The organism is Oculatella sp. LEGE 06141 (assembly GCF_015207605.1).
In the GTDB taxonomy this organism is placed as follows: domain Bacteria; phylum Cyanobacteriota; class Cyanobacteriia; order Elainellales; family Elainellaceae; genus Oculatella.
Genome location: NZ_JADEWO010000055.1, coordinates 21821 through 39995, shown reverse-complemented (window position 1 = coordinate 39995; position 18175 = coordinate 21821). Strand labels below are relative to the sequence as shown.

The window sequence follows — 18175 nt, the reverse complement described above, 5'->3', positions numbered from 1 at the left end:
GGTTAATGTAGTTCCAATACTCGTCTAGCTTGTAGCGCGTGTTGTCTGAAAAAAAGCTAAGCAGATTCGCCCACCATTCGTACTCTTTGCGACCGAGCGTAATTGCCACTTCGCTCAATAAATCAGCCGTTTTGCGGGAAAGTTCAGACGAGTCATTCCAAACGAGTTGCCAGAGAAATCCTACATCTAGTTGACGATTGAGCGATCGCCAACCAGAGCTTAACAAACTCCTCGCTTGGGGAGTGTTAAACGGTTGAGTTGAGTTGTTCCACCAATCGTTTGAAGTCATGATTGCCGTTGAATGATTGGATGTGAGGAGTTGATTTAAGAACCACAACGAATTTTGTTACCAGAACGCGATCGGGCTTGCCAAGCAACACGGACGAAGCGGCACGGTGTCTACAATTTGGTTGCCTCAGGACGACGCGATCGCCCTCTGGCCTGTGGCAAACCACCCGACGGTGTGCCTATATCAACGCCATGTCTACGCTAGCGCGTTTGCATATAGAGTTCATCAACCAACGCCTCTCGCTCGCACCACCTCGGCTGTTGTTAATCGTTCTGTCCATACAGGTTAACCCGTCTCAACGGAGTAAAGCATCTTGCCCGACTTCGGGGGCAGGATCTAAAAACAGTCTAGTTCAGACACACTTCATATACTACATCATACTACAACCGGACAAAGCAATCATTCTGTCGAAAATTCTGGCGTTGCTGCATCGATGGATCAATGGTTGCGAGGCCAGACGCTCAATCGCGCCTTAAATCTCTCAATCCGGAGAGGAGTCAGGTCAGTCTGTACCCAAGATGCACCCAACAAAACAGCTAGCGTTGCTGGAGAACACATCTTCCAACAACGCTAGCTGCCGATTAAATAACCACAGGATTTACGTACTGTTACTTAATGACTGATCATCCAGGGTCGCCCGTGAGAATGGTTGTGAAGTTTGGGCGGAGTCGGTTCTGGCGATCGCGTCGTTACTCTAGGGTCTGAACCTTGACTTTGACGCAACCGCAGTGAAGAACTCAACAACAGGCTGGGAGGTGAAAAGATTCGCCGTGCCGCAGTGTCGCAGGTGGGGCATTGCATTGGTTGGGTTGCGTCTGCCATCGATCGCCACTGTTCAAACGGTCCACACGTCGAACACTGAAACTCATACAGTGGCATGATGCTTCTCCTTACTATTGACTAACTCGGATTAACTTGATTGGCTTGATTAGCTTGACTGGTTTATCAATGCTATTCGGCATTATTCAAACGCAGAGGCTACCCGTTCCACATAACAAAGGAGGAGGCACCACTGGCATTGGAGCGAAGATATACGTGCCTCCTCTAGTTTTAGCGCTCTGGTTTTAGCGCTCCCTGGCACTCAACGCTAGGTCGGCAGGATACTCTTATCAAAAATCTCCGTTGGAAGCGCCAGAGTACAACAGGCATTAGGAATATCAACAATGCCGCTGACTCGCCCTTCGATGGGCGCACAGCTTAGCAACAGATAGGCTTGTTCTCCGGTAAAGCCAAACTTTTTCAGATATTCGATCGCGTTGAGACAGGCGCGACGATAGGCAACATGGGCATCCAGGTAATACTGCTCACCCGTAAATTCATCAACAGAAATTCCTTCAAACACTAAATATTCTGAATAACGAGGCTCTACTGGACCTGGCTTGAAGATGGGGTTAATCATGCCATACTTTTCCATGCCGCCTTTGATGATGTCTACATGCAGATCGATGTAGCCCGACATTTCGATCGCCCCGCAAAACGAAACCTCGCCATCCCCCTGGGAAAAGTGAATGTCTCCCATAGAGAGCTTTGCCCCATCCACATACACCGGGAAATAAATGCGTGACCCTCGCGACAAGTTTTTGATGTCGCAGTTACCGCCATGTTCACGGGGCGGAACGGTACGGGCGGCCTCAGCGGCAACGCGATCGAACTCGCCTCCCTTGAGTGAACCCAGAACCGCATTGAGAGGGTTGGGCAGCGCGGCTAGTGGGGGAACGCGATCGGGATTAGTGGCTACCAGAGCAGACTCCCGGCTATTCCACGTCGCCAGCAAGTCATGGGATGGAGCGCAGCCAATGAGTCCTGGATGAGTGATACCAGCAAACCGAACGCCTGGAATATGGCGAGACGAGGTATAAATTCCCTGCAAATCCCAGATTGCTTTAGCCGCATTGGGGTAATGCTCAGTTAAAAAGCCACCGCCATTTTCGCGAGCAAAGATGCCCGTAAATCCCCATTCATCTCCCTGCAAGGCTCCAATATCTAGCAGGTCAACCACCAGAATGTCTCCCGGTTCAGCCCCATTAACGTGAATTGGGCCACTTAAGACATGCACAACCGTAAGGTCAACGTCTCGAATATCGCTGGGGTCATCGTTGTCCTTAATCTGACCATCCGTCCAGTCTTTGCATTCAATGCGGAAAACGTCTCCCGGATTCACTGAGGCGATCGCGGGAATGTCAGGATGCCAACGGTTATGACCAACCACTTCCTGCTCTGACATTGGTTTGGTCAAATCTACCTTAAACAAAACTGGAGGCATATCTTTTTCCCTCAACTGAATGGCAGCGCCTTAATTTGAAAACCTGAACATTGACTCAGATGAGAGACATTCTTAAGGGAATTGAGCAGGAATACAGCAAGTCGATAATGAAAGTATCTGAAAGTATTTTTATCTTCAAATAAATATTTTTTTCAAAACATTTAATCGATCTCAACCTGAAAAAACATGCAAAACCATTAGATCAAAAAAGCACTTTTTTTAGTAGCTTAGTTAACAGTTTATCAAATAACTAAGCGGTGTAGACAACGACTGTTTATGCCAGGTGCAAAAAGATGTTTGAGAAGTGCCGAACACGACACACATCAATTCCGGTTGCCCTTTGTGGCATAAATGCAGCACAGAAGCCTGCTATAGAAATCTTGTTTTTCGTAGCAAAACCGCAAACCCAACGCTGAGAATATGGCAGCGATCGCTTTGCATCAAACGGTTATTTAATACTCTATTTTCAGTGCCAAATTGTGCAGAGCGGTATCAACAAGGAGTACTTTAAAAGAAGTTTAAATAGTTCTTGACAAAAACCAGGAATGTGCAGCGGCAAACTGCAATTGATGGCATCGCTTTGACGAATTCAATCAATTGTTTTGAGGCATAACTATTCAAGCCCAATCCAAAAAAGTAGAAGGCTGAACGACCTTCGCTAGATAGATCAACCAATCCGCGAATAGCCTTGAGCTGTCACGAGACTGAAATGTTTCCCATATGGCGCTGAATTAACTGAATAGCGGTTTCTAGTCCTTGTTGGGTCTTCAGGTTCGTAAACACAAATGGCTTTGTTCCCCGCATTTGGCGGGCATCTCGCTCCATCACGCTCAAGTCTGCCCCAACCAGGGGTGCCAAATCAATTTTGTTGATTATTAGCAAGTCGGACTTGGTGATCCCAGGCCCTCCCTTGCGCGGAATTTTATCTCCGGCGGCAACATCAATCACATAAATCGTCAAATCTACTAACTCCGGGCTGAAGGTCGAAGCCAGGTTATCGCCGCCGCTTTCAACAAAGATCAGGTCGAGCTGGGGAAAGCGCTGTTCTAGTTGTTCAATTGCAACTAAGTTAATTGAGGCATCTTCACGAATGGCCGTATGCGGGCACCCTCCCGTTTCAACTCCAACAATGCGATCGCGCTCCAGAGCCTGGCTCCGCACTAAAAACTGAGCGTCTTCCTGGGTGTAAATATCATTCGTAACCACGGCAATGTGATGGTGATCTCGCATCGCTTTACACAGAGAATCTACCAGGGCTGTTTTTCCCGATCCGACCGGGCCGGCAATTCCAACTCGAAAGGGTTGCATAGCTTCTCCACCAATCTGCTAATTGAAGGGCACAGTAGAACTTTACAAGGGAGAGCGATAAATGACGATCGCTGGCCAGACTGAGGAATTTTGAAGTTGGAACGACCAAAAATTCTCAAAGATTTCCAATTCAGGAGGTTCTCACTTCGTGTCTAGCTGCGAAATAGGCGAGAATATAACGTTTCGTGATTCATGCTGGCGATCGCCACACCCCAGCTACAGCAATATAGCTCATCATCCGGAATCACCAAGACCGCCTGCACCGTTTCGATAGTTTGGGGGTACACGTTCAGTAACACCTGTTGCCCCTGAGTTTGCCCCAGCGGAATTAGCCTCACCCCCGCATTCACTAGATTACTGACCCAACTGTGTAAATAGGCTAAGACGGTCACCTCCCGATTGATCTGCCAGTGTGCCGCCGCCAAACTGAAAGCGATCGCAAAATTGCAGGGTTCTCCACAGGCAGCAATGGCTGGCCTAAGCTCTGGCTCTAGCGATTGCAGCAGTCGCGTTAGCGATCGTCCCATCTGCCAACTTTGCGATCGCATCTCTTCCGTTTCGCGCATGGCCGACAACCACTGATTCCACCGGGTTAACGCTTCAACATCGCCAGAATCTACGCAGTCATACACTCGCGTTACCACCGCCGCTTCCAGCCGAATCGCTCCCCAGCGCAATTCCTGAATTAGCCAGCGCTCCAGAGTCGATGCATCCCCAACCGTTCCAGTTTGAACAACCGTCTCTAGCCCTTCGGAATAACTGTATGCCCCCACTGGTAGAGCTGGGCTGACCAACTGCAACAGCCGTAGCAACGCTTGAGGAGTGCTGTCAATGAGCATGGTCGTGCGACGAATGGTGTCCATACGCACCCGACTCGGGTTGAAATGGCTTTATTTCTTCGTACACCTGTAGCCCTAGCTGCATCAACAAATCTTTGAGAACCGGGTCAGGAGCCAACCGTAAATAGGTAGCCGCCACTTCTAACGGCACATGACGATTGCCCAAATGATAGGCTGCCCGCAACAACGCATGGGGCACACTTGCCGTAACGGTCATAACGGGTTCTGGCCTGGCAACCACCTGCACACAACGCTCGTCTGTCTCGGCAACCAGCAAGTCCTGATGATATAACACCGTTCCTCGCGGCAGTTGCAGGTAAACTTCCTGGTGGTCATCTGTTTCAAAACAATGGCGCGATCGCGATCGCTCATCTGCCGTCAACGTCAGAGTAGACCAAATCGCAACCGTTGAGTTGGGCGGCAAACGCCGTGTCAAAGTCAACATGGCTCAAGAATACCGTGGCTAGCAAAAAATAAGGCAGCCCAATTTTACCAGAGCAAAGTACTACCATCGCTATGAACGGGCAACAGGTGCTTGTAGGAACTTGGCAATGCCAGTCCCTGGCCGAATTTTGAGCGGTCAAACGCTCTGTTTATAACCGAGTCCTTCCAAACCGTCCAACGCCATCCACCATGAAAAGCAGAAACGCAAAAACGGCAGCCGCTGAGTAAAATCAAACGGCTGCCGTCCATAAATTAGAGGCTCATCGGCTCCTATTCAACCGCTTGGGGAAGCAGCTCTGGTGTTTTTCCAGGATGGATTTGAACCTGTCCTTCCTCGCTCACGTCTACTACAGCCGTATCGCCTTCCTTGATGCGACCCGACAGGATCTCCTCTGCCAGAGAATCTTCCAGCAGACGCATAATGGCACGGCGCAGCGGACGGGCACCATAGCTCGGGTTGTAGCCTTCCTCCACCAGACGATCCTTAAATCGCTCGGTGACTTCCAGCGTAATGCCCTGCTCAGCCAGACGACCGAAGACTTCCTTCAGCAGGATATCGCCGATACGCTTGACTTCGTCCTTCGTCAGTTGGCGGAAGACAATAATTTCATCCAGACGGTTCAAGAACTCTGGACGGAAGTATTGCTTCAGTTCCTCATTCACCAGCGATCGGATGCGGTTGTACTGGGTATCTTCCGCATTTTCGCCAGAGAAATCGAACCCAAGGCCACCGCCGCCTTTCTCAATTACCTTCGAACCAATGTTAGAGGTCATGATCAGCAGCGTGTTCTTGAAGTCAACTGTGCGTCCCTTGGCATCGGTCAAACGACCATCCTCCAGGATTTGCAGCAGCATGTTGAACACATCAGGGTGGGCTTTTTCAATCTCATCGAACAGCACCACCGTATACGGACGACGACGAACCGCTTCAGTTAACTGACCGCCTTCGTTGTACCCTACATAGCCCGGAGGCGAACCGATAAGTTTAGAAACCGTGTGGCGTTCCATGTACTCCGACATGTCAAGCCGGATCATGGCATCTTCCGAGCCAAAGAAGTAGGCCGCCAACGCCTTGGTTAGCTCAGTTTTACCAACCCCGGTTGGGCCAGAGAAGATAAAGCTGGCGATCGGACGATTGGGGTTCTTCAGGCCAACACGCGCCCGACGAATCGCACGAGACACCGCTTTTACCGCTTCATCTTGCCCAATGAGGCGATTGTGTAAGGTATCTTCCATGTGCAGCAATTTCTCAGACTCGGACTCCGTCAACTTGTTGACTGGAACCCCTGTCCAGGAAGCCACAATTTGAGCAATGTCTTCCTCGTCCACAACCGGAGAATCATCTCCGCTGTCCGATTCTGACTTTTTGCTCTGAGCGATCGCCCGGATTTCGGCTTTGATTTCCATCTCGCGGTCGCGCAATTCACCCGCCCGGTCGAAGTCCTGGGCACGAACCGCATCATCTTTCTCTTTCAAAACTTGACGCAGTTCCTTGTCTAGCTCCTTCGCCGCTGGGGGAAGTTGCGAGTTGATCAACCGAACGCGAGAACCCGCTTCGTCGATCAAGTCGATCGCTTTATCTGGTAGATAACGGTCGGAAATATAGCGATCGGATAGCTTTGCCGCTGCCTCAAGCGCCAGATCAGAGATCTTCAGCTTGTGGTGCTGCTCGTAGCGATCGCGCAACCCATGCAAAATTTCAATGGTTTCAGCAACGGTCGGCTCTCCAACCATCACCGGCTGGAAGCGACGTTCCAGTGCCGCGTCCCGCTCAATGTGCTTACGGTACTCATCCAGAGTTGTGGCACCAATACATTGCAGCTCGCCCCGGGCAAGAGCAGGCTTCAATATGTTGGCCGCATCAATGGCACCTTCAGCCGCACCCGCGCCAATGAGGGTATGAACCTCATCAATCACCAGGATGACGTTTCCGGCCTGCCGGATTTCATCCATGATCTTTTTGAGCCGTTCTTCAAATTCACCCCGATATTTGGTGCCGGCAACCAGCAGACCGATATCCAGCGTGACCACTCGCTTTTCTTCCAGAATGTCCGGGACATCGTTGTTAGAAATGCGCTGTGCCAGGCCCTCGGCGATCGCTGTTTTACCAACTCCAGGCTCACCAATCAGTACCGGATTGTTTTTGGTACGACGACCCAGAATTTGAATAACGCGCTCAATCTCTTTTTGTCGTCCAACGACGGGATCAAGCTTACCCTCAGCCGCCATTTGGGTCAGGTTAGAACCAAATTCGTCGAGGGTTGGCGTTTTGGTTCGCCCCTGGCTGCCACCAGTGGAAACCTCCGCGGTCTCCCCTAGCATCCGAATCACCTGGGTACGAACCTTGGAAAGATCGACCCCTAGATTCTCTAAAACGCGAGCGGCAACCCCTTCTCCCTCTCGAATCAAACCGAGAAGCAAGTGTTCGGTACCAATATAGTTATGGCCGAGTTGCCGAGCCTCCTCAAGCGAAAGCTCTAGAACGCGCTTAGCTCTGGGTGTGAACGGAATTTCAACGGCAACAAAACCAGAGCCTCGGCCGATGATTTTCTCAACTTCAATCCGAGCGTCCTTAAGGTTGACGCCCATAGATTTCAGCACTTTGGCGGCGACGCCGGTCCCTTCTCCAATCAGACCCAAGAGGATCTGCTCTGTACCCACAAAGTTATGACCCAGGCGACGTGCCTCTTCCTGGGCGAGCATTATCACCTTAATGGCTTTTTCTGTGAAGCGTTCAAACATGGCGTGTCTTATCACCTGCTGCGTGCCGGTACGCTGATTTTAGCATAGGAAAAACCTCAAGCTGTCATAGATAGACAACAGGTAACGAGCAGAGCCTGCCATTTTTCGGTATTAACTTTTGCGAAGCCTAATTTTGAGTCCTGAAGAGAAATTTTTATGAAGAACCTGCCCCTGCGTCAAGGGGAGTTCCAGGGAGGCGATCGATCAACGACCATCCAGCGTCATGCAGGCGATCGCTCACTTGCTGCCGCCAATTCAACACTATCTGACTAAATTCCGGCTTTTGCAAGCCATTACGCCACAAAATCAGGGCATCTTCGCCCGTATCCTGGTAATAGCGCCGTCGTTTGCCAACGTCCCGAAAACCAAACTTACGGTACAGCGAAATAGCGGCTTGATTCGAATCGCGAACTTCAAGCGTTGCCCATTCTAAATTGCGTCGCCAGGCCAGAATCAGCAAAGCATATAACAGTGCTTGTCCAAAACCCTGACGCTGACAATCGGGGTGAACGGCCAGTATTGTGATGTGGGCTTCTTCTAAGATTGCCCACAGGCAGCCCAGGCCAATAACAGACGAGGACGAATCGGTTTCCGGCGACATGTCCTGCAAAACCAGCAAATCGCTATTGGGGCTTGTCAGTTCCCGTTCATATCCGGCTTGAGTCCAAAGACCGCCCAGGCAGCGCTGATCTAGCTCCAGGGCATCAGAGAGGAGTGCTTCCGTTAGCAGGGTGACTTGTAAAAATTTCACTGAAGCGATCGCTAAATTAGGTCAGGATGCACAGCCCATAATTGTACACTGTTAACAGTAGGCAATAGGACTTACTCGCTTTACCTGTTACAGACGCTTGCAAAGTTTAACCCCGAGGACAGTTCATCACGATGGTATCGACTCCCGCCGCCATAGATCGCTCTGGTCGTCAATATTTACCCGCTCCTTCAGCAGCATCTCCCAACCAGTCCCTCTTGCCTTTAAGCGCTCGCGTTAATGACCAGGATCATCTGGAAATCGGGGGGTGTGACATTGTCAAGCTAGTGCAGCAGTTTGGCTCCCCGCTATATGTCCTGGATGAAGAATCGTTGCGAACCGCCTGCCAGCAATACCGCTCGGCCTTTGAGCAGCACTATCCAGGCGAGTCGCTGGTGATTTATGCGTCTAAAGCCTGGAATTGTCTGGCAGTGTGTGCGATCGCAGCCAGCGAGGGCTTGGGGATTGATGTCGTCTCGGGTGGCGAACTCTACACCGCTTTACAAGCGAACGTTCCAGCGAACCGACTTTATTTTCACGGCAACAACAAATCGACGGAAGAGTTGAAATTGGCGATCGATTCCGGTTGCACCATCGTGGTTGACAACTGGTGGGAACTGAACACCTTAGCCACGATGAAACCCGAGGGAGCTAGATCTGAAGTAGATGCTGCTTCCCCATCCAGTCGGTTGCCAGTTCGCATTATGCTGCGACTGACACCGGGAATTGAGTGTCACACTCACGAATATATTCGGACTGGACACCTGGACAGCAAATTTGGCTTTGATCCAGACCAGCTCGATCAGGTGTTTGCTTATGTGAGCCAGCAGCCTAATCTAAACTGTGTTGGGCTACATGCCCATATCGGCTCTCAAATCTTTGAACTGCAACCGCACCGCGATTTAGCCACTGTGATGGTGCAGTGGTTAAGCAAAGCGGCTCAACAGGGTTTACCCATACAAGAACTGGATATTGGCGGCGGATTGGGGATCCGTTATACGGAAAGTGACGATCCGCCTAGTATTAATGAATGGGCGCAAGTCGTCTGTGACAGCATTGTGAAGGCGTGTCAAACCCAGAACGTGCCTCTACCCAAGCTAATTGCTGAGCCGGGTCGCTCACTAATAGGCACCACCTGCGTTACTGCCTATACGGTGGGCAGCCAGAAAGTGATCCCAGGAGTGCGAACCTACGTTACTGTAGATGGCGGGATGTCTGATAATCCTCGCCCCATTACCTACCAATCCATTTACCGAGCGGTTGTGGCAAATCGAATGTCGGCTCCGTTGACTGAAACCGTTGCGATCGCTGGAAAACACTGTGAATCTGGGGATATCCTGATTAAGGAAGCAACACTTCCAAAGACCGAAACCGGAGATACGCTCGTCGTTATGGGCACAGGCGCATACAATTACAGCATGGCTTCTAATTACAACCGTCTGTCTCGTCCCGCTGCGGTATTGGTTAACTCAGGTGAAGCCAATGTGATTCTGCAACGGGAAACCTACCAGGATCTGGTTCGACACGATCGCTTACCAGAGCGGCTCAGTATCAAGAACATTAGTGTCAAACACCAAGGATAGAGGACGGAGGATATCAAAGTATCCTCTTGAGCAGCTTTACCCGTTGTGCTTTTGTCTTCTCTTCCTCGTTTAATTTCTTCCTCGAAGCAAGGTCAATCCAGATTCAGTTCAGATGGGATCTCTGTTGAAGCAATGGCTGACAAACCTTGGCTGGACTCAGTCCTTCCTGCTTCCTGCGATCGACATTGGCCTGGTTCTGGTGTTGACCTATATGGTGCTAGTCATCATTGGTGAGCGTCGCACGCTGTGGATGGTGCGCGGGCTAATTATCCTCATGTTGGCAGCAGCGTTAAGCAGCACGTTGCAGTTGAGGTTGCTGAGCTTTGTATTAGAAAAGCTGGTGATTGGCTCAGCCGTCGCTATGGCCTTTATTTTGCAGGCAGAATTTCGCCGCCTGTTGGAACAACTGGGCCGAGGTGAAATTTTGCAACTGTTTCAAAGCTCTAGAGAAGCGGTTGCCAAACCAGATAGCGTCATTGACGAAATCGTTGATGCGGTTAAAGAACTCTCGCAGAACCGCATCGGCGCATTGATGATTTTAGAAACCGATCGCCCCATCGACGAACGCGATTTTTCTGTTCCAGGTGTTAGATTGAACGCTGAGGTTTCCAGAGAACTTCTGCAAACCATCTTTCAAACGTCTACCCTTTTGCATGACGGAGCAGTGCTCATTCGCGCTTCTCGCGTCGTCGCAGCAGGTGTCATTCTACCCATTTCAGAACGAACGGCATCTCGTCAATTGGGAACTCGGCACAGAGCGGCGATGGGAATTACTGAACGAGTCGAAAACTGCGTTTGCGTCGTTGTATCTGAAGAAACGGGGTCTATTTCACTAGCGGAGCGGGGAACACTAAACCGACCGTTGACCAGCAGTAAACTGAGGGAATTGCTTCGGGCTAAATTCTCTCAGACGGCTGAGCGCGAAGCCGTAGCACCCCAGTTACGTAGTCTTGGCCGACGGTTAGTATCCCAAGCTGTTGCGCTAACTTCGCGCCTTTTTCGCTTTTCATCTTCGGCTTCTCGGGAGAAAAAATGACAGCAAAGCAAACTGCCCTACGAGAGTTACCTGCTGACTTAAATCGGGAGCGGCTGCCCAAGCATGTAGCTGTAATCATGGATGGCAACGGTCGATGGGCAAAACGGCAAGGGCTGCCTCGCATTCTTGGTCATCGTCGTGGGGTGGACACGCTCAAAGATATTCTTCGGTGCTGCAAAGACTGGGGAATTAAAGCGCTAACCGCCTATGCGTTTTCAACTGAGAATTGGGGACGGCCATTAGAGGAAGTTGATTTTTTGATGACGCTGTTTGAGCGGGTGTTGCGGCAAGAATTGCGAGAAATGATGGAAGAGGATGTTCAAATTCACTTTGTCGGGAATTTGAACGCATTGCCGCGATCGCTGCAAACTGAAATTAACCGCTCAATGGAGGAAACCTACGACAACAAAGGAATTCAGTTTACCGTAGCAACCAACTATGGAGGTCGGCAGGAAATTGTTGATGCCTGTCGAGCGATCGCCACTCAAGTACAACAAGGGGTGATCCAACCCGATCAAATTGACGAATCCCTATTTGCTCGGCATCTCTATACCTCCAGAGTGTGCGATCCAGATCTGCTGATCCGCACCAGCGGTGAGATGAGAATCAGCAACTTTTTGCTGTGGCAGGTTGCCTACGCCGAACTCTATATTACCGATACGCTGTGGCCCGATTTTGACCGCACCGAATTTCATCGGGCGTTGTGTGCGTATCAACAGCGCGATCGCCGTTTTGGTCGAGTATAGTCACAGAGTTGAACCGTTAGATGATGGTGCAAACACACCTTCACGCCATCATCTAACACCTGAACACCTGACACCTGAGATCTGGCACACCAACGCTATGGACCAGAGAAAATCGCTGCATCCAGGTCGTGGCGGCTCAGAGAATATTTGAACGATCGCTGAATATCTCGTCCGTTTTCGCCTGCACCCAAATAGCGAACCGACAACGAGTCAACTTCCAGCGACAGTTCTGCTTTCCAGCTATCTTGCCGGACATGCCAGCAGTGAACATCCTGGGCATCGCGCTGACAACCCTGAGACATAAGCCAATCTTCTATATCGGGAAGCGGGTGATTGTAAAGCGGAGTATCAGCGGAAGGGAGAGTCATGAAGTCTTCAAACTAAGGGCTAACTGCAACGCACAACCTCCGTTGAATCACTAATTCAACATGAAGTCTGGCTGCTTCTTAATCAATTGTAAAAGAGTTGAGTCTTGAGCAGAAACGGTTGTACCCGGATTAGATGGGTTGGGAGCTGCCACTGACCGTTCGGGTGGCCACTCGACAGGAGATGGCCGATCGGCGGCTAGAACAGGAACAGTTGGGGCTGAGGTTGAATCACTACCCGATGGCACCTGCGTCTCTACGACCTGTGCAGGCTGCTCTAAACCGGGCTGAAACGCATTGAGCGGCTGAAACACCATGTCTCCCCGCGTTAGCCCGATCGCCACCACTAAAATTAAACACGCTGCAAATGTAACGCCCAAAATGAACAGGGCAAAGATCTCTCCGGGGGACAGGGGGCGATCGGTTGGGTCGAGATAGGCCGATGAAGAACGAAACTGGCGCGATTCGGACACGGGACGGTTAAATCCGGGTGGTTGCTGAATCACCGATACCCGAGAGTAGCCCTGCTTCAGATCGTAAGCAAACCGCCGCTCTGGACTGCTGAGCGTGGCATAGGCTTCGTTGAGTTCCTGAAATTTTGCCGTTGCGATCGCTGCGGGCAGGGTCGTCGTATCAGGATGATAAAGCTTACTCAGCTCGCGATAGGAACGACGAATTTGCTGTACCGAAGCGGATGGCGCTAACTTGAGCAAGTCATAGTAGTTAGGTGTCAGATTATTGTCTGACATCATGTCCCGATCTCCACGATTTGGAAAGGTTCCCCGTGTCACCCGAACTCCTCTATTGATTGCCTGATTGCCTGAGTTCTGTCGTTAAAGAATGGCTAACTGAACTAATCTCACCCCATCTGAGAACCATTGCCCTGAAAACCATCACCCAGTCTAACTGACCAACCGAGCAGATTGTGTTTCAGAAGTCCTCTGAACCCGTAGCAAACAGGCTGCATTCACTCCTTTTCTGGTCTACTGAAAGGGCAACCCCCTAACCTTGAGCCTCTCGTCGAACGCTCAGGCCAAAGCCTGGACTTGGGGATTTACACCCACGACAAGCCAGTAAAGGAGTAGTTCGAGTAACGTTAGCACTGTCAAGCTATTCTCTCAGAAACCGGGTTCATTGCCGTTGATATGCGTGCCTACTATTATGCCCAAAACCTATTATGCCCAAAAACCAGTAGGCTCAAGAATGGGATCTGGATTAGACCGCTGGTTCAAAGCATTCCATCCGAGTTAGGCGGATCTGTGCCAGGGTAAACACCACCGGAATCACACGACTGTAGTTGGTGGCGATCGCCCGCCAGCCCAAATCTGCTAAAAACCAGGTCCACAGAGCTGGCCCCACAACAGCAAAAACACCCCGCACTACGCTATAGCGCGTTGCGTTGAGCGCCATGCCCCGATAGGCCGTTTGCAACGCAACACGGCTTTGCACCTGAGCCGCAACCGCCACTCCGCCTTTGGCGATCGCTTGACTTGCCACTTGATAAGTAGCAGCGTGCAGGGCAAACTGGCGGGCAATTTGCTGCAACACCCAGGGACGAATTACAGAACTAATCGCAAGGGCACTGCCTCCCTTAAGCAACAGCTTAACCGGATCTTTGTGCAGAGATGGCGGCAACTGCCGGGTTAAATGCGATTCTGACAATGCTTGCTGTAGCTGCCCGGTTAGAACGCGCTGTTCTGCGATCGGAAGCTGCTGCCAGGCTCGCTGCAAGAGATTCAAAAAGATTTCAGACTCTAAATCAGCCGTGGAATCTGCCTGGGAATACGAGATTTTGAGATAGCGGCAGACTTGAATCAGCACATGACGATAGCTAACACCGTCTGTTTTTTGCCGCAAAATTGTGATTCCATCCGCTGCCAGAAACCGAAACCGATCTTCGATGCTCGCGATCCAGACTTGTCGATCCTGGCTTTGCACATCAATCGGAGTGGGGGTGTAGACATAGTCGAGCGGATTGAACTTACGGCGAAACAAAATGTCAGTCAGGGTTTGTAATTCGTCTTCAGTAGCTAACTCCAATGCTGATCTCAATTCATCCACCGCAAATTCCTCCACGGCTATAGATTTCCGCCTGCTGTCACATATTCTACTTAAATTGCAAGCGGAACGGGACAGAACATGAAGGATGTGGTTGTAATTGGGGCAGGTATTGCTGGATTAGTTTGTGCCCAACAGCTTCAGCAAGCCGGGATCATGGTGACGCTGGTGGAGAAATCAAAGGGCTTGGGCGGTAGGCTAGCTACCCGACGGCTAATGGGTACCTGTGCCGATCACGGAGTGCGCTATTTAGCGGCACAGGGCGATCGCACTCAACGATTAGTTCAGGTGCTATGTAGAGCCGGAATACTGCAACCGTGGGCTAAACAGTATCACCACGATACGAACGGCAGTCTGATTCCAGCACCCGATGCCTTGCCACACTACAGTGCAGTTCAGGGGATAACGGCTGTTGCCAAGGCGTTAGCCACCCATTTAGAGATTTTGCGAGGTCATAGGGCGATCGCCATTGCTCCCACCGCTCGGCGAACCTGGAACGTAACGGTGGACAGCAGCGCATCGGCTGAGCCAGTCAGGGTCGAAGCCAAGGCTCTGGTGCTGGCGATCCCGGCTCCTCAAGCTCTGGACTTATTGGAACCAGTAGCCCATCCGGGATTATCAACCCTGTTGGCGAAACTGCGCTCGGTGGAGTTTGATCCCTGCATCAGCGCGATCGCCCATTATGCCGCAGCGCAAAAGGCTGCGTTCGCCGAAATTCCCTGGAACGCCGTTAGCTTTTCTGGAAACCCAACCTTAAGCTGGATCAGCATCGACAGCCGCAAGCGCTTATCATCCTCAGAGGCTCCGCTGCTGGTCGTCCAAAGCAGTGCTGACTTCGCCAAACGGCATTTGAATACACCTGACCTGCAACCGATTGGTAGCCAGTTGATGCAGTGTGCAGCCCAGTTACTCTTGCCCTGGCTCAACTCACCCGACTTGCTGCAAGTTCATCGTTGGCGTTATGCGTTTGCGTCTCGTTCTCGGCCAGAGTGTTGTCTATCGATAGCCGAACCGTTACCTCTGGTATGTAGCGGCGATTGGTGTGGCGGCAACCAGGTAGAAGATGCCCTGGAGTCAGGGTTAGCTGCCGCAGACGAAATTAGCCTACGGCTGGGGAACACTCTGCCCACTCCCAGCTTTGATCAGATGCTTCAGCACCTCTTGTAGCACTCTTATAGCGCTAAGCCACCAACGATAATGCGATCGTTGGTGGCTTACTGGTGGCTAATGAATTGATGGCTAATTAACTGGCTTAACTCTCTGAGTTAAATCGTTGCATAATAGCTCTAAACGAATGCTGTAGAACGAGCAAGCTAGACTCAACAACCCCAGTTTAATCGACTGGCTCTTCTGCTTCATCTCTGTTGCCGCCGCTGTTCCGCCCGGTATCATCACCATCCTGGGCGTTGTTATCGCTACCATAGGAACGTCTGTTGTGGCGTCCGGTATTGGTGCGTTTACGAAACTTACGAGCGTATGCCTGATTACGGAGAGCTTTTTCTTTCTTTTGGTTTCGGCGTTTAGCCATTCTGAACCTCGTTGGAACGGTGGGCTTAGGGAGGAAAACTGACAGGAATCAAACTTAAACTGCCACAATCAGCCACGCGAGCTGAGCAGCAAACCTGCAAGAGGTATACTTTAGCACGATTTGCGACGATCGCCATCGCCAGGTCAACTCCGATTGTAGAGTTGCAGCCTGTTCAAAATTTTGAGCATTTTACCAATCATAACGAGTCTGTCAAAAATTGGAGCAACCTCCAGGGGGTACCTAATCGTTGGCTGTCAGCATCTGTTGAGCCAACACTAACGCTTCAGAGCGATTTGCAATTTTTCCTTCAGCATGGGCAAGCTGAAGTGCTTCTAGTAATTGACCAATCTGGGGGCCAGCCGAGATTTGCAGTGTCGTCATCAAGTCGTGCCCAGTCAACAGAGGATTGGGGTGAGCCACCGGATCGTCAGGATTTAGAAATCGCGCAATTAAAGGGGCGATCGCTGCAATGGGAGTGCCAGCAGCAACGGCCAGCACAGCGATCGCAGGGAACACCGCACCCACCCCACGAAACAAATAATATTGTTCGCGCAACGATAGGTTAGCCAACTGAGTGGATTGAACCTGCGGCAGAAACCGGAGTACCGTTAGCACCGCCTGCACCTCGGCTCGGCTGTATTTCAACTGCCACAGTTCTTGCTCTGCCAGGGCAGCATCGGGCGCAATCAAGCAGGTTAGTTTGGCAACCTTGAGCCAGCTTCGACCAGCGAGGGACATCTTTTGCTGATCCCGGAGCCAACCGCACAGTTCTAAGGCAAACCCAGAGCAACTGTGCTGAAGGGCGATCGCTGCTTGATCAATTTGCTCGACCTGCTCTAAACCCGTCGGGGTGATATGGGGCAACCAGTGTTTAAATAACCCATCGCGCCAGGCTCTGGCTAACAGCGCTGTCCCCTGGGGCGTGCTTAATAAATACCCCACTTCTGCCTGCACCCGCTCGGCTGCTACCTGTTGCAGCAACGGTGCCAGATGTTGAATCGTGTCGCAGGTGTCAGGCTCCAGCGTAAAGCCGAGCTGAGCCGCTTGCCGATAAGCACGCAGTAGCCGTAGCGGATCTTCTTTTAAGTTTTCGGAGGCAATCATCCGAATTAAGCGCTTTTGCAGGTCTGCGTAGCCCTGCATTGGGTCAAGAAGCTGCGCGGTGTGAGGATTATAGGCGATCGCATTCACTGTAAAATCGCGCCGCTGCAAATCTATTTCTAAACTCGGCCCAACCTGCTGAGCAAAGTCAACCGTGGCCTTTTCAAACACCACCCGTGCAATCTGCCGCTCGGCATCTAACAATACGAACCCCACTTGATAGTGATTGGCGATCGCTTTTGCCACCTTCACGGCTCCAGTGGGCAAAACAAAATCGAGATCTAAATAGTCGGCATGGCGTTCTAACAACGCATCACGAACACTCCCTCCCACTAAATAAGTTGCAGGTGGCAACATACTTAAATGAAATGGCCACGCCTGAGGGGACAACGCCGCTGCTGCTACGGTATCCCAGTGTTGATTTAACGCTAAACTTTCTTGCTTCAACGATGGTCTGTACTTTTATGTACTGATGAGTGACTACAACATGACATCAGCCGACATTCAGGCTTATCTTCTGCTCTCATTCTGGCAAGAGATGAAGCGGCTGACGGTGTGAATTTGTTCTCTTAATTTTCCCTTAACAGAAAACGTTAGAGCTTGAGATATGGAGATAACGCCACTTTATTGAGATAGCGGTACCCGTTCAACCATGAGAGTGCTGAAAATGAGCGACTGAGCCATTCGAGTCCAGATTTTGCTGCTGGCACCGCTCATATCCCTTGCTTCATCCATCATCTGCGTTTTTCATTTTGCAACATCTCTCGCAATCAGTATTTGCTTTACCAAAACTTGAGCTAGAGTAACAGAAATAGGGGCTAGTAAAACTGGTTCGCTGAAGTTGCGGAGGCATTCGCGATGTGTATTTGTGTCAACTGTCATTATGTCGATCGCTGTACCACCTACCACGCAGTTGAAGGGCAGCACCAACAGCCTCATTTAACCGAAACTCCAGACTTTGAGGCGACCGAACCGACAATTAACGTCAACATCCGCCACCAGGACGACATTATTGAGATGGAATGGGATGTGGTTGGCTGCCTCAGCTTTAAGCAAGAGACAGGCAAATGGGCGAAGTTGCGTCCGGGTGAACTGGTTCCCACCTGAGGCGATCGCCACTCAAGG

18 protein-coding genes and 1 pseudogene are annotated in these 18175 nt (G+C 50.9%); 6 read left to right on the top strand and 13 right to left on the bottom strand.

The annotated features are described in order from the left end of the window. Positions 1 to 289: pseudogene (locus IQ268_RS25710) on the bottom strand (AAA family ATPase); the annotation flags it as partial. Positions 290 to 395: 106 nt separating this feature from the next. On the opposite strand from IQ268_RS25710, the gene IQ268_RS25705 reads away from it, so the two are divergent. Beyond that, the gene (locus IQ268_RS25705; RefSeq protein WP_193885208.1) at positions 396 to 578 is read left to right on the top strand and encodes a hypothetical protein; all 183 of its coding nucleotides are present in this window, start codon (positions 396 to 398) and stop codon (positions 576 to 578) included. A 323-nt stretch (positions 579 to 901) separates the two neighbouring features. Here IQ268_RS25705 and IQ268_RS25700 read toward each other — a convergent pair whose 3' ends face one another. The 7 genes from IQ268_RS25700 to rimI form a co-directional block, all read right to left on the bottom strand. Continuing rightward, on the bottom strand, positions 902 to 1168 hold the full coding sequence (locus tag IQ268_RS25700; RefSeq protein ID WP_193885206.1) for an FmdB family zinc ribbon protein: 267 nt from the start codon (positions 1166 to 1168) through the stop codon (positions 902 to 904). A 208-nt stretch (positions 1169 to 1376) separates the two neighbouring features. Next, positions 1377 to 2552, bottom strand: coding sequence for a formamidase (gene fmdA / locus IQ268_RS25695; RefSeq protein ID WP_193885203.1), 1176 nt, complete (start codon positions 2550 to 2552; stop codon positions 1377 to 1379). Between the two features lie 696 nt (positions 2553 to 3248). Continuing rightward, complete coding sequence (gene ureG, locus IQ268_RS25690) at positions 3249 to 3860, bottom strand: urease accessory protein UreG (RefSeq protein WP_193885201.1); 612 nt, start codon at positions 3858 to 3860, stop codon at positions 3249 to 3251. Between the two features lie 152 nt (positions 3861 to 4012). Then, positions 4013 to 4723: an urease accessory protein UreF gene (locus tag IQ268_RS25685; RefSeq protein WP_193885199.1), complete on the bottom strand. Its 711-nt coding sequence runs from the start codon at positions 4721 to 4723 to the stop codon at positions 4013 to 4015. Further along, positions 4689 to 5144: an urease accessory protein UreE gene (gene ureE / locus IQ268_RS25680; protein ID WP_193885197.1), complete on the bottom strand. Its 456-nt coding sequence runs from the start codon at positions 5142 to 5144 to the stop codon at positions 4689 to 4691. Before ureE ends, IQ268_RS25685 begins: the two co-directional genes overlap by 35 nt. A gap of 269 nt (positions 5145 to 5413) precedes the next feature. Next, positions 5414 to 7885: an ATP-dependent Clp protease ATP-binding subunit gene (locus IQ268_RS25675; RefSeq protein WP_193885195.1), complete on the bottom strand. Its 2472-nt coding sequence runs from the start codon at positions 7883 to 7885 to the stop codon at positions 5414 to 5416. 154 nt (positions 7886 to 8039) lie between these two features. Beyond that, complete coding sequence (gene rimI, locus IQ268_RS25670) at positions 8040 to 8636, bottom strand: ribosomal protein S18-alanine N-acetyltransferase (protein WP_193885193.1); 597 nt, start codon at positions 8634 to 8636, stop codon at positions 8040 to 8042. 131 nt (positions 8637 to 8767) lie between these two features. Between rimI and lysA the strand changes: the two genes are divergently transcribed. The 3 genes from lysA (at position 8768) to IQ268_RS25655 (ending at position 11998) form a co-directional block, all read left to right on the top strand. Then, positions 8768 to 10216, top strand: a complete 1449-nt coding sequence (lysA, locus tag IQ268_RS25665; protein ID WP_193885191.1) for a diaminopimelate decarboxylase — start codon at positions 8768 to 8770, stop codon at positions 10214 to 10216. Positions 10217 to 10328: 112 nt separating this feature from the next. Then, positions 10329 to 11252, top strand: coding sequence for a diadenylate cyclase CdaA (cdaA, locus tag IQ268_RS25660; protein ID WP_193885189.1), 924 nt, complete (start codon positions 10329 to 10331; stop codon positions 11250 to 11252). Next, the gene (locus IQ268_RS25655) at positions 11249 to 11998 is read left to right on the top strand and encodes an isoprenyl transferase (RefSeq protein WP_193885187.1); all 750 of its coding nucleotides are present in this window, start codon (positions 11249 to 11251) and stop codon (positions 11996 to 11998) included. The genes cdaA and IQ268_RS25655 overlap by 4 nt, the downstream gene beginning before the upstream one ends. Positions 11999 to 12093: 95 nt before the next feature. On the opposite strand, the gene IQ268_RS25650 is transcribed toward IQ268_RS25655, so the two are convergent. The 3 genes from IQ268_RS25650 to IQ268_RS25640 all read right to left on the bottom strand — a co-directional run bounded on the left by IQ268_RS25650 (position 12094) and on the right by IQ268_RS25640 (position 14424). Further along, positions 12094 to 12366: a DUF3143 domain-containing protein gene (locus IQ268_RS25650; RefSeq protein WP_193885185.1), complete on the bottom strand. Its 273-nt coding sequence runs from the start codon at positions 12364 to 12366 to the stop codon at positions 12094 to 12096. Positions 12367 to 12416: 50 nt separating this feature from the next. Then, on the bottom strand, positions 12417 to 13115 hold the full coding sequence (locus IQ268_RS25645) for a J domain-containing protein (protein ID WP_193885183.1): 699 nt from the start codon (positions 13113 to 13115) through the stop codon (positions 12417 to 12419). Positions 13116 to 13578: 463 nt separating this feature from the next. After that, complete coding sequence (locus IQ268_RS25640; protein ID WP_193885181.1) at positions 13579 to 14424, bottom strand: hypothetical protein; 846 nt, start codon at positions 14422 to 14424, stop codon at positions 13579 to 13581. A gap of 78 nt (positions 14425 to 14502) precedes the next feature. Between IQ268_RS25640 and IQ268_RS25635 the strand changes: the two genes are divergently transcribed. Further along, the gene (locus tag IQ268_RS25635; protein WP_193885179.1) at positions 14503 to 15588 is read left to right on the top strand and encodes an NAD(P)/FAD-dependent oxidoreductase; all 1086 of its coding nucleotides are present in this window, start codon (positions 14503 to 14505) and stop codon (positions 15586 to 15588) included. Positions 15589 to 15754: 166 nt separating this feature from the next. Here IQ268_RS25635 and IQ268_RS25630 read toward each other — a convergent pair whose 3' ends face one another. Together IQ268_RS25630 and IQ268_RS25625 are read right to left on the bottom strand one after the other, a co-directional pair. Then, complete coding sequence (locus IQ268_RS25630; RefSeq protein WP_193885177.1) at positions 15755 to 15949, bottom strand: hypothetical protein; 195 nt, start codon at positions 15947 to 15949, stop codon at positions 15755 to 15757. Between the two features lie 240 nt (positions 15950 to 16189). Further along, positions 16190 to 17497 carry a CCA tRNA nucleotidyltransferase gene (locus tag IQ268_RS25625; protein ID WP_228035725.1) on the bottom strand — a complete coding sequence of 436 codons (1308 nt, stop codon included), beginning with the start codon at positions 17495 to 17497 and terminating at the stop codon, positions 16190 to 16192. 411 nt (positions 17498 to 17908) lie between these two features. Between IQ268_RS25625 and IQ268_RS25620 the strand changes: the two genes are divergently transcribed. Further along, on the top strand, positions 17909 to 18157 hold the full coding sequence (locus IQ268_RS25620) for a Ycf34 family protein (RefSeq protein WP_193885174.1): 249 nt from the start codon (positions 17909 to 17911) through the stop codon (positions 18155 to 18157). The last annotated feature ends 18 nt before the right edge of the window (positions 18158 to 18175 follow it).